General features: G+C 65.8%; 11 protein-coding genes. 9 read left to right on the forward strand and 2 right to left on the reverse strand.

Annotation, left to right across the window (positions count from 1 at the left end; genetic code table 11):
• The first annotated feature begins 265 nt into the window (after positions 1-265).
• Positions 266-2,278, forward strand: coding sequence for an amidase (locus tag Q0L57_RS29805; RefSeq protein WP_296746668.1), 2,013 nt, complete (start codon positions 266-268; stop codon positions 2,276-2,278).
• A gap of 142 nt (positions 2,279-2,420) precedes the next feature.
• On the opposite strand, the gene Q0L57_RS29810 is transcribed toward Q0L57_RS29805, so the two are convergent.
• Positions 2,421-3,665 (reverse strand): MFS transporter, encoded by a 1,245-nt coding sequence (locus Q0L57_RS29810; RefSeq protein ID WP_296746669.1) that lies wholly within the window; start codon positions 3,663-3,665, stop codon positions 2,421-2,423.
• Positions 3,666-3,764: 99 nt separating this feature from the next.
• Between Q0L57_RS29810 and Q0L57_RS29815 the strand changes: the two genes are divergently transcribed.
• From Q0L57_RS29815 to Q0L57_RS29850, 8 genes are all read left to right on the forward strand, one after another.
• On the forward strand, positions 3,765-4,673 hold the full coding sequence (locus Q0L57_RS29815) for a LysR family transcriptional regulator (protein ID WP_296746670.1): 909 nt from the start codon (positions 3,765-3,767) through the stop codon (positions 4,671-4,673).
• Between the two features lie 215 nt (positions 4,674-4,888).
• A complete protein-coding gene (locus Q0L57_RS29820) occupies positions 4,889-5,437 on the forward strand; it encodes an isochorismatase family protein (protein WP_296746671.1) in 549 nt (182 codons plus the stop codon).
• Positions 5,438-5,618: 181 nt separating this feature from the next.
• Positions 5,619-6,074 (forward strand): GFA family protein, encoded by a 456-nt coding sequence (locus Q0L57_RS29825; RefSeq protein WP_296746672.1) that lies wholly within the window; start codon positions 5,619-5,621, stop codon positions 6,072-6,074.
• Positions 6,075-6,512: 438 nt separating this feature from the next.
• Positions 6,513-7,715 (forward strand): amidohydrolase family protein, encoded by a 1,203-nt coding sequence (locus Q0L57_RS29830; RefSeq protein ID WP_296746673.1) that lies wholly within the window; start codon positions 6,513-6,515, stop codon positions 7,713-7,715.
• Between the two features lie 160 nt (positions 7,716-7,875).
• Positions 7,876-8,541, forward strand: coding sequence for a hypothetical protein (locus Q0L57_RS29835; RefSeq protein ID WP_296746674.1), 666 nt, complete (start codon positions 7,876-7,878; stop codon positions 8,539-8,541).
• 134 nt (positions 8,542-8,675) lie between these two features.
• Positions 8,676-8,834, forward strand: coding sequence for a DUF2934 domain-containing protein (locus Q0L57_RS29840; RefSeq protein WP_296746676.1), 159 nt, complete (start codon positions 8,676-8,678; stop codon positions 8,832-8,834).
• Between the two features lie 200 nt (positions 8,835-9,034).
• Positions 9,035-10,348 carry a mechanosensitive ion channel domain-containing protein gene (locus Q0L57_RS29845; RefSeq protein ID WP_296746679.1) on the forward strand — a complete coding sequence of 438 codons (1,314 nt, stop codon included), beginning with the start codon at positions 9,035-9,037 and terminating at the stop codon, positions 10,346-10,348.
• A 70-nt stretch (positions 10,349-10,418) separates the two neighbouring features.
• Positions 10,419-10,688, forward strand: a complete 270-nt coding sequence (locus Q0L57_RS29850) for a DUF1127 domain-containing protein (protein ID WP_296746680.1) — start codon at positions 10,419-10,421, stop codon at positions 10,686-10,688.
• 25 nt (positions 10,689-10,713) lie between these two features.
• Here the strand turns inward: Q0L57_RS29850 and Q0L57_RS29855 are convergent.
• Positions 10,714-11,068, reverse strand: a 355-nt coding sequence (locus Q0L57_RS29855; RefSeq protein WP_296746678.1) for a lipase family protein, incomplete at its 5' end; no start/stop codon positions are given.

Raw genomic sequence — 11,068 nt, forward strand, 5'->3', positions numbered from 1 at the left:
AGCACCCCCCTCTGGCCTGCCGGCCATCTCCCCCTCAAGGGGGGAGATTGGCTGTTTCGACGCCGCGCCCGACCTTCCGACTTTCAAGGTTAGCGAAAGGGCCGAAGCTGCCGATCTCCCCCCTTGAGGGGGAGATGCCCGGCAGGGCAGAGGGGGGTGCTGTCCCGCCAACCTGCCCGTACGGCGAACTCACCTGTACAAGATGCGCTCGCCCGGTCATCGTAGCGCTATTGCCAACCCCATAATCAGTGTGCCTCCCACCATCATGCCCCATCTCCACATCGTCGAAGCCTCGATCGCCGACCTGCGCCGCGCGCTGGAAGACGGCACCGCCACCAGCGTCGAGCTGGTGGGCGCCTATCTGCGCCGCATTGCCCATTACGACCGCCATGGCATCGCGTTGAACGCGGTCCCCATCCTCAATCCGGCAATGTTCGAGGAGGCCGAAGCCTCGGACCGGCGCCGCCGCGAGGGCAGGGTGCTCGGCCCGTTCGACGGCATCCCCTACACCGCCAAGGACAGCTACAAGGCGAAGGGCCTGACGGTCGCGGCTGGCTCGCCGGCCTTCGAGCATCTCGTCGCCACCGAGGACGCCTTCACCATTGCAAGGCTGCGCGCCGCGGGCGCGGTGCTGATCGGCCTCACCAACATGCCGCCGATGGCCAATGGCGGCATGCAGCGCGGTGTCTATGGCCGCGCCGAGAGCCCCTACAATGAAGACTGGCTGACCGCCGCCTTCGCCTCCGGCTCGTCCAACGGTTCGGGCACCGCCACCGCCGCCAGCTTCGGCGCCTTCGGGCTCGGCGAGGAGACCTGGTCGTCGGGCCGCGCGCCGGCCTCCAACAACGCGCTGGTCGCCTACACGCCCTCGCGCGGCGTCATCTCGGTGCGCGGCAACTGGCCGCTGGTGCCGACCATGGACGTGGTGGTGCCGCACACCCGCACCGTTCCCGACATGCTGGAGCTGCTCGACGTGATCGTGGTCGACGATGCCGAACCGCGCGGCGATTTCTGGCGCGTGCAGCCCTGGGTGGAGATCCCCAAGGCATCCGAGCTGAAGCCGGCGAGCTATGCAGGGCTGAAGCTGGAAGGCTCGCTCAAGGGCAAGCGGCTGGGCGTGCCGAAAATGTATATCGGCAAGGATGCCGGCGCCGACAAACCGATCGAGACGCGCGCTTCTGTGCTCGATCTCTGGCGCCAGGCGGCGGCCGATCTGCAAAAACTCGGCGCCGAGGTGGTCGAGGTCGATTTCCCCGTCGTCTCCAACTACGAGCGCGACCGCCCGGGCGCGCGCTCCATGGTCGATCGCGGGCTGGTGCCGAAGGAATTCGCCGAGCGCGAGATCTGGGACCTCTGCATCTGGTCGTGGGACGATTTCCTGCGCGCCAACGCGGATCCAGCACTTCCCGATCTCACCGCGGTCGATGGCCCGAACATCTTCCCGCAGCCGCCGGGCACGCTGCCCGACCGTTATGTCGACCTCGACCTCGCCGACTATGTCGAGCGGGCGAAGAAGGGCGTGGCGCCGCTCCCGGCCATCCCCACCATCGAGGATGGGCTGAAGGGCCTTGAGGCAACGCGCCGCGTCGACTTCGAGGAGTGGCTGGAGGCGAACCGCCTCGACGCCGTGGTGCTGCCGGCTGTCGCCGATGTCGGCCCGGCCGATGCCGACGTCAACGAGGCCTCGGCCACGCTTGCCTGGCGCAACGGCACCTGGGTCGCCAACGGCAACCTCGTCTGGCGTCATCTCGGCATCCCGACGGTGACGGTGCCGATGGGCACCATGGCCGATATCGGCATGCCGGTGGGTCTCACCTTCGCCGGCAGGGCCTATGACGACGTGGTGCTGCTGGAAATTGCCGGGGACTACGAGCGCGCCACGCAGCGCCGCACCGTCCCGCCGCGCACGCCGCCGCTGGCCGACGACGTGTTCGCGGCGACCGAGGGTAGAGGTGACGCCGGCACAGGCGGTGCGCCGCTCACTTTGGCGCTGAGCGCCGGGACGACCCATGCCGGAGAGACCGACGAGATCGCGATCTCGCTGGAAATCGAGGCTGGCGCGAATGCGGCAGCGGTAAAGGTCCACGTCAACGGCGAGCCGGCCCTCATGCAGGCCGATGGCAATCGGTTCACCGGGCGGGTTGCGGTCCCGGCCTCGACACATCAGGGCTTCCACGCTGTCTGGCGCGGTTCCTACGGCTCCATCGTCACCGCCATCGTACGGCTGCCGGACGGGCGCGCGGCGGGTGCGTATGCGGTGACGGGCGGGATAGCCTGAGGCGACAGAGGGGGCGCCGCGCGTGGAGCGCCAGGCTTTCGTCGCTTGCGTCGGGACTCAGCGCCTTACGTGAGACGACCCCCCTGCGCTGCAGGGGTGTCTTCCTCGTGCAAAGGGGGAGATTGCGCCCTCCGGGGCTCCACTACTCGGGCCAATCCAAGACCAGCGCGGCCACCCCGAATGCGGCACCGGCCGCGCACACCGCGTTCCATCCGCCCCAGGCCCATGTCACCCCGGCAAGCAGCGACCCGACCGCGCCGCCGATGAAGAAGATCCCGACGAACAGTCCGTTGAGCCGCCCGCGTGCCTTGGGCTGCAAGAGGTTGATGGCGCGGCGCCCGAGCGTCTGGTCGCCGGTGACGCCGATGTCGAGCAGCACTGCGCTCGTGCCCATCAGGATCAACGGCAGCCACGCGCCGCCAGCGGTGGCCGCGCCAGCCCAGGCCGCGAGCCCGAGCGACGCGACGAGCACGACATGGGAGGCGATGGTCGCCGGCCGCGTCAAGCCACGGTCGCCCGCCCGGCCGAAGAGCGGCGTCACCGCCGCGCCTCCGGCGCCGACCAGAGCAAACAGCGCGATGCCCTTCTGGCCGAGATCGAAGGGCGGCGCCGCGAGGCGCAGCGCCACCGCCGTCCAGAACACGCTGAACGCCGCCATCATCAGGCTGGCCGAGAAGGCGCGGCGCCGCAGCACAGGCTCCCGCCGCAGGAGTTCCATGAGCGAGGCAAGCAGCGCGGCATAGGTGGAATGCGCCTGCGGCCGTCGCCGGGGCAAGGTGAGGCCGAGCAGGAAGGCGAGCAGCACCAGCGCCGCTGCGCTGATGCCATAGAAGGCGCGCCAACCGAACGCGTCTGCGGCGAGGCTGGCGAGCGGGCGCGAAAGCAAGATGCCGATCATCAGACCGCTCATCACGTCGCCAATGACGCGCCCGTCGTGTCCGGGCGGCGCCATCGAGGCGGCGACCGGCACCAGCACCTGGATGCAGGAGCAGGCTGCGCCGAGGATGAAGAGCACGATAAGCAGCGACATCGCGGTGGGCGCGAACGCGGCGACGGCAGCGGCGAGCACCGCCGCGCAGAGCATGCGCAGCACCAGAACGCGGTTCTCGACGAGGTCCGACAGCGGCACAAGGAAGAACAGCCCGCCGGCATACCCGAGCAGTGTCGCCATCGACACGAGGCCGCTTTCGGATGCCGCGGCGCCCAGCGAAGGCCCGATCAGCCCGACCAGCGTCTGCGGCGCGAACAGGTTGGTGACGATGATGCCGACCGAGGCGGCAAACAGCAAAGTCTGCGACCGGGTGATGGTGCCAATGGCCTCGCTGGGAATCGGCGCCCGTTCGGCGAAGCCGGCCGTCTCGACCTCGGCGTTGTCTGTTCCGTTCATGGGGGAATCCTCGCTGCTCGCATATCCAGCAGGGACTTTATTCGAAGCTATCATAATGCTACAATTGAATTGATCTTATAATGATTATGCGAGATGCGCATGAATATTCACGATCTCGAAGCCTTCGTTGCCGTCGTCGAGACCGGCTCCATCGTCGGCGCCTCGACCAGGCTCAATCTCACCCAGCCCGGCGTCACGCGCCGCATCCAGAATCTCGAGGAGCGTCTGAACGCCCCCTTGCTCGACCGCCAGTCCAAGCCGCTGAAGCCGACCGCTTCGGGTCGCGAGGCCTATGAGCATGGCCGCCGCGTGCTCCGTTCGCTGGAGGATCTGAAGGCCGGCGTCTCGCCGGCGGGGGAGGTGAGGGGCGAATTCCGCCTCGGCATCATGCCTTACTTGTCGACCAGCGCGCTCTCCGAGCCGCTCGACAGCTTGCGCGCTGCCTTCCCGCAATTGACGCTGAAAATCACCTCCAGCCTGTCGCCGCGACTGGTCGAGCAGGTGCTGCACAGCGAAATCGACGCGGTTGCCGTCTGCCTCGCGGACGGTGTCGCCCCACCGCCCGAGCTCGTCGGCGACGATCTCGGCGTGCAGGCGGTGCTGCTTGTGGCCTCACCCGGTCTCGGCGTTCCGAAGCCCGCCGAGCTCAACGATCTCGCGCGCTATCCTTGGGTGCTCAACGAGACCGGTTGCGGCTTCCGCGCCTTCATTCGCCACAGTTTCGAGGTGGCGCGGCTGCCGTTCCAGGTCGGCGTGGAGGCACAGGGCGCGGACCTCAGGATGTCGCTGGTGGCGCGCGGCCACGGCATCGGCGTCGTCACGCCCGGCGCCTTGTCCGGCAGCCCTTGGCGCGACGCGGTCGAGGTCGTCGACTGCCCCGGCTTCAGTCCGCAGGTGCGCTGCTGGCTGCTCCACCGGCCGCCCGCCGGGAGGCTGGCGCGCCCAATCGCGGTGTTCCGAGACGCGCTGGCCGAGGCGCTGAAGGGCCCGATGCCCCTGGTGTCGTGAGGTGGCGCGGCGCGTGAACACAGCCTGCTCGTCATCGCCGCGCGTGCCGGCTCCGATCTGGAATACGGTGTTATTGTTCCCCCGATTGCTCAGCGAAAATAGTTGCGTCGCATTGGGATTTCAACTCTGGATTGTCTGACTTCGTTTCGTAGGGCGACGTTTGCAGCCGCGGCCCAATCCTTGACCCATCCCCCGCCGCCGCTATGTTGGCGCCCATGTCCGACACCGCTCCCTCCGCCACTGCCCCGCTCATAGTCATCGACCTGCAGACCGGCATGTTCGACGGCCGTTTCGAGCCGCCCATCCATGACGCTGACGCCATCGCCGAGCGTGCCCGCGCGCTGATCGGCTGGGCGCGGCGCACCGGCCGCAAGGTCGCCTTCATCCGCCACGATGGACCGGAGGGCGATCCGCTGGCTCCGGGAGCGCCCGGCTGGTGGGTGTGGCAGCAACTCGGCCAGGCCGCCGACGAGCCGACCTTCGGCAAGAGCGTGCGCAATGCCTTTTCCAACGCGGCGCTGGCCGATTGGGTGGCCGGGCAGGGTGCCAGGGACGTCGTGCTCATCGGCGCCCAGACCGACTTCTGCATCGCGGCCACTGTGGAGGGCGCCATTGCGGAGGGTCTCGGCGTCACCGTGGTTTCGGACGCGCATTCGACGGTCGATTCCCAGGACGAGAGGGCGCCGGAGATCGTCGCGCGGCACAACGAGGCTTTCGCTGGGCAGGGCGCGCGGATGGTGACGACCGAGGAGCTGGTTGGTTGAGCGCGCCTTTTCCTTCTCCCCTTGTGGGAGAAGGTGGATCGGCGCGCAGCGCCGAGACGGATGAGGGGTGTTCCAGCGGAGTGGGACGCTGGCGTTCCCTGGAGCACCCCTCATCCGTCGCCTTCGGCGACACCTTCTCCCACAAAGGGAGAAGGAGAAACCCCAACCCCAGGAGCCCATCATGCCCACACTTTCCCTGCCCGCCGAAGGCGGCTGCCGCTGCGGTCGCGTCCGTCTGAGGATTTCGGCAAAGCCATTGCTCACCATGGCCTGCCATTGCACCGGCTGCCAGTCGATGTCGTCGAGCGCCTATTCGCTGAGCGCGGCCATTCCCGCCGAAGGGTTCGAGGTGACCAAGGGCGAGCCGGTGGTCGGCGGCCTGCACGGCGCGTCGAGGCATTATTTCTGCGGCCACTGCATGACCTGGATGTTCACCCGGCCGGAAGGGCTCGACTGGTTCGTCAACCTGCGGCCGACCATGCTCGACGATCCGAGCTGGTTCACGCCTTTCATCGAGACCTGGACCAGCGAGAAACTGCCCTGGGCGACGACGCCGGCCATGCACAGCTACGCGGCGCTGCCGCCCTTCGACGCCTATGAAGGGCTGATCGCGGATTACGCCAAGTCCCAGGGCTGAGTGGGCCGAAAACAAAAACGGCGACCCGTGGGTCGCCGTAGTTCATGGTCGACGCGTCCGTTGGGGGCGCATTGTTGGGGATGTGCTTGGGCGTCCGCGTCGACCACAGCGGCCTCGTACCGCAGGTTTCACAATCGCATATTTTTGCCGCGTGGAAACTTCCGTGAACGCGGAATATGCATTGGATGCAGACTCTTCCACGGGCCCATCGGTTTATGGTTAACGGCGACGCCGTGATCCCGCCTGATGGGGGAGGTGTCCGGCATGAAACAGTTTCTCTCCCGATCCGCATTGACCTCGCGCGCTTGAGCAGCGACGAGTAGCGCAAATTCCAGGAAAAGTGTGACACGGTTTTCCGTCCGGAATTGCGTCAAACAATGAGTTAGAGCGGGTCGCCGTTTCCAGAAACGGCGACCCGCTCTAACGCCTTCCCTTTCAATGGATTGCATCTTGAACCAGACTCGTTTTCTCAACGCGAAACTGACCGACGGCTCGCTGGCCGACCTCACGGTGACCGACGGCCGCTTCAGCGCCATCACGCCTGCCGCGAAATCCGCAATGCCGGGCGCCATCGACCTCGCCGGCCGGCTCGTGCTGCCGGCCTTCGTCGAGGGCCACATCCATCTCGACACCTCCTTCTATGGCGATGCCTGGCGTCCGCACATTCCCTGCACCGACGGCTTCGACGTGCGCGAGCGCGTCGCCTTCCAGATGCGGAACCTCGCCGAGGCGGCGCCGATGGAAGAGCGCGCGAGGAACCAGCTGGAGCTTTGCGTCGGCCAGGGCAGCCTCGCCATGCGCAGCCATGTCATGGTCGACGCAGCGGTCGGGCTGAAGCATGTGGAATGCATCCTTGCCGTGCGCGAGAAATACCGCGAGCTGATCGACATCCAGCTCGTCGCCTTTCCGCAGAGCGGCATCCAGTCCTCGCCCGGCACGGCCGAGCTTCTCGACGAGGCGCTGAAGCTCGGCTGCGATCTCATCGGCGGGCTCGATCCGGCAAGCTTCGACCGCGACATGAAAGCCCATCTCGACGTGGTCTTCGGGCTCGCCGAAAAGCGCGGCGTCGGCGTCGACATCCATCTGCATGACGGCGGCACGCTCGGCCTGTTCGAGATCGAGGAGCTATGCGCCCGGACCAAAGCGCTCGGCATGCAGGGCAGGGTCGTCGTCAGCCACGCCTATGCGCTGGGCGACATTTCTCCCGAAGCGTTGGGGAAGGCCGGCGAGACGATCGCCGCCGCGGGCGTCGCCATCATGACCAACGCGCCGGGCAACCACCCATTCCCGCCTGTGGCGGCGCTGCGCAAGGCGGGCGTCACCGTCTTCGCCGGAAACGACAACATCCGCGATTCCTGGTGGCCCTATGGCGATGGCGACATGCTGAACCGCGCCAACATGATCGGCTACCGCTCCGGCTTCTACGAAGACTGGGAACTGGAAGCGGCTTACGATGTGGTCAGCCACGCCGGCGCGAAGGCGCTGGGGCTCGAAGGCTATGGCATCGCGGTCGGCTCAAAGGCCGACTTCTTGGCGCTGAAGGCCGAGCATGTCCCGGAAGCGGTGGTGGCGCTGCCGAAGGAGCGCGCGGTGTACCGCGCGGGCAGGGAAGTGGCGAGGGACGGGAGGGTGGTTGCCTAAGCTTCTTCGTGTGGTGGTTGAGTGGCTGCTCGACTTGATGAATTGTGGAGCGGAGGCGGCCATGTCATTAAATCTTGAGTAAACACCTCATTATACTCCTTTAAACTTCTCAGATTGGCAAAAAAATGATAGTATTCGCTCCCTACGGAGGGGTGGGGCTATGGGTGCCGATACTAAATCCGTCGCTTTTCTGTGGGGTGCTTTTGGCGGGGCGCTGCCCACCATAGCGAAGCTCGCCAGCACCTATGTCGCTGTCCCGACAACGCCGCTCCCGGCGATCGGCTTGCTGCTTGGTGTCGTTCTCTGGGCGGTTGTCGGGGGCGGCGTCGCCCTGACCAACACAAACTATGAGACCAGGCAGGCGATCTTTGCCGGCATCGCCGCGCCCGCCATAATCGCCAGTTTGATTTCCGGCGCCACCAATCCGCCTGGAGCCAAGGTTTCCCTCCTCGACATTTCCGCCTATGCGCAGCAGCCAACCGGCACCACTGACGATGGCGCGCAAGCGATCGTCATATCTCCGCAAGTGCAGGGTGGATTGCCCAGGACGACTTCCATACCGGTCACGGCCGAGGTCAAGAATGGCGACCAGTCGAAGGTCATCGATCTCGGCGACATAAAGGATCTGTCGACGCCGACGAAATTCACGCTGCCGGCCAATACCATGCAGGTCTTTATTTCGGGGCAGGCGGTCAAGCCCGGCAGCACGCAGACCAATATTGACCTGTCGGTCAGGACGGCCCCATCCAACGACCTGCTGTGGGCGCTCGGCGGTCCGCGCAAGTTCGAGATCCAGTCGTTGCAGGTCTCTCCCGCCAAGCAGTAGACCGCGTTGGACGGCAAAATGGTTGGGTAACGGCCGCTTGCGCTGAAGCGGGAAGATCAGCCGAGTCAGGGCCGGTAGGGATCGTTTTGGCGGCAGCAACGTTTCTCCTGGTAGATCGTGACCGGGAGGAAACGATGGACGAGCAGAGAAGAGAAGAACGCATCCGCCAGCGAGCCCATGAACTTTGGGAAAAGGAAGGCAAGCCCGAGGGCAACGACCTGCGCTTTTGGGAAATGGCGATGGGCGAGATCGATAAAGAAGATCAGCGGAAGGGCAAACCCGCCGGCGCATAGAACCGTGCCGGCGAATGAAGCCATGAACGCGTAGCCCCGAGGCGAGGTCGGGAACATTTCTCGGCCAAACCGATCGTTGGCCGCGAGGCGCGGCCAACCGGAAAACAGAGCGGGATTGCCCATTCCGGTCCGAAAGCATCGAGCTTTCGGGGCGAGGCGAGTAGCAGTTCGTTAGCCCAGTCCACGATGGTCCCTTGGCAATGGATGTTCGCGACGCTGTCGGTGCAGCACTGGCCTCGGCCAGCGGATGGTTCGACTATGTCGACACGCCGTGGTTTCTCTATCAGGCCGCCATCGTCGCCACGCTGTTCCTCGCCGCCAAGGTCGCCGCGCGGCGCATCGAGCCGCTCGCGGAGGAACGGGCGCGTCGGATCAAGGGCCATCCCGGACTGCTGAGGGTCGTGATTGCCCTCTTGCGGCGCACCGAATGGATCATCTTCACGCTCTTCCTTTTTGTCGCGCTCAACGTCTTGCGCGCCTTCGCCTGGCCTAGCCACTCGCATCTCCTTCATATCGTGCTCTCGCTGTCCCTTGCGTGGCTCTTCGCGTCGGTGCTGTCGCGCATCATGCGCTACCGCCTGGTCGCCCGCCTCCTCGGCTGGCTGATCTGGATTTACGCCGCGCTCGTCATTCTGGGCCTCAGCGACGAGACCGCGACCTTGCTGGACAGCCTCGCAATCCCCATGGGCGCGATCCGCCTTTCGGCCCTGCTGCTGCTCAAGGCGATACTGCTGTTGATCGCCACGGTCTGGCTTGCCGTGGTCATCGGCAACTATGTCGACGAGCGCCTGCGCCTCTCCGAGGAATTGACACCCTCGATCCGCGTCCTCGTCGGCAAGGTGGCAAAGATCGGGCTGGTGCTGGTTGCCGGCGCCGTCGCTCTGTCGGCTGTCGGCGTCGACCTGACGGCGTTGACGGTGTTTTCCGGCGCGATCGGCGTCGGTCTCGCTTTCGGGCTGCAGAAGGTCGTTTCGAACTTCGTCTCCGGCATGATCATCCTGCTCGACAAGTCGATCAAGCCTGGCGACACCATCTCGCTCGAAGGCACGTTCGGCTGGATACGCGAATTGCGGGCGCGCTTCGTCTCGGTGGTGACGCGCGACGGCCGTGAATTTTTGATCCCGAACGAGGATTTCATCACCCAAAGGGTCATCAACTGGTCATTCAGCGACAACCTGGTGCGGCTCGACGTGGACTTTGGCGTCTCTTACGACGCCGACCCGCGCGAGGTCAGCGAGCTGGCGATAGAGGCCGCGATCAGCGTCGGCCGGGTCGAGGCCGACCGGCGGCCGGTCTGCTGGCTGACAGGGTTCGGCGACTCCTCGCTAAATTTCGTCCTGCGCTTCTGGATTCGCGACCCGCAACAGGGCCTGACCAACGTGCGCGGCAAGGTGCTGCTGGCGCTGTGGGATACGTTCAAGAAGAACGGCATAGGCATCCCTTATCCGCATCGCGAAATCATCGTGAAGGATGGCGCCGCGGCCGAACTGAAAGGCAATTTGGCGGCGCGCTGAAATGGCGTCGGGATCGCCCCGCAGTCCGATAAATTAGTTTGCACGCATATGTTTCAGGGCGCCTGGCTTTGTGAAGCCTTTCACCGTCGGCGCGCAATCGGCTGGTTACAGACACACCGCAAAAGCGGCGCCTGGTGAACAGGCGGCACCGGTTTTTCCGCCGCTGCTTTATTTGGGGGTGTCCATGTTCAAAAGCCTTAACCGCGTCCGTGCCGCTTTCGCGCAGGCAAGCAGCCGTCGCAGGACGGTGCGCGAGCTCAACAGCCTGCCACGGGAGATCCAGAAGGACATCGGCTGGCCGGAGACCGGCGAGCCGGACGAGATCCGTCTGCCGTTCTGAAACCGATGCCGCCTGCGCGGCCGAACTAATGTCCGCAGGTCGGTGTCGCCGCCTTGCCCTCCAGCCGGTCCTGCGTCCAGGTCATCAACTCGGCTTCCAGCGGCGAGCCGCCGGCCACCAGCGAAAGGTGGTCGCGGCCCTTGTAGAGCCGGAAGTCGATCGGTTGTCCCTCGGCGCATCGCTTGGCGACGTAGGCCTGCTGGATGCGCGCGGGGACGAGATCGTCGTCCGCGCCCTGCGCGACCAGCACAGGCGCTTCGATCGGCGCCTTGGGAGAGTTCTCGTTCAGTCTCGCGCCCAGCGATCCCATATCCGGGTCGCGATCGAAGATGCCGCCGGGAAGCAGCAACGTCTCGGCTGCCGAGAACAGCGTTTCCGGG

Origin of the sequence: Mesorhizobium sp. (assembly GCF_024509055.1) — a bacterium.
Taxonomy (GTDB): Bacteria; Pseudomonadota; Alphaproteobacteria; order Rhizobiales; family Rhizobiaceae; genus Mesorhizobium.

Bases quoted from the DNA above. Each gene is read 5' to 3' on its own strand.
- Q0L57_RS29845 (WP_296746679.1), top strand. From the start codon at position 9,035: ATGGATGTTCGCGACGCTGTCGGTGCAGCACTGGCCTCGGCCAGCGGA.
- Q0L57_RS29810 (WP_296746669.1), bottom strand. From the start codon at position 3,665: ATGAACGGAACAGACAACGCCGAGGTCGAGACGGCCGGCTTCGCCGAA.
- Q0L57_RS29805 (WP_296746668.1), top strand. From the start codon at position 266: ATGCCCCATCTCCACATCGTCGAAGCCTCGATCGCCGACCTGCGCCGC.
- Q0L57_RS29825 (WP_296746672.1), top strand. From the start codon at position 5,619: ATGCCCACACTTTCCCTGCCCGCCGAAGGCGGCTGCCGCTGCGGTCGC.
- Q0L57_RS29815 (WP_296746670.1), top strand. From the start codon at position 3,765: ATGAATATTCACGATCTCGAAGCCTTCGTTGCCGTCGTCGAGACCGGC.
- Q0L57_RS29835 (WP_296746674.1), top strand. From the start codon at position 7,876: ATGGGTGCCGATACTAAATCCGTCGCTTTTCTGTGGGGTGCTTTTGGC.
- Q0L57_RS29840 (WP_296746676.1), top strand. From the start codon at position 8,676: ATGGACGAGCAGAGAAGAGAAGAACGCATCCGCCAGCGAGCCCATGAA.
- Q0L57_RS29830 (WP_296746673.1), top strand. From the start codon at position 6,513: ATGGATTGCATCTTGAACCAGACTCGTTTTCTCAACGCGAAACTGACC.
- Q0L57_RS29820 (WP_296746671.1), top strand. From the start codon at position 4,889: ATGTCCGACACCGCTCCCTCCGCCACTGCCCCGCTCATAGTCATCGAC.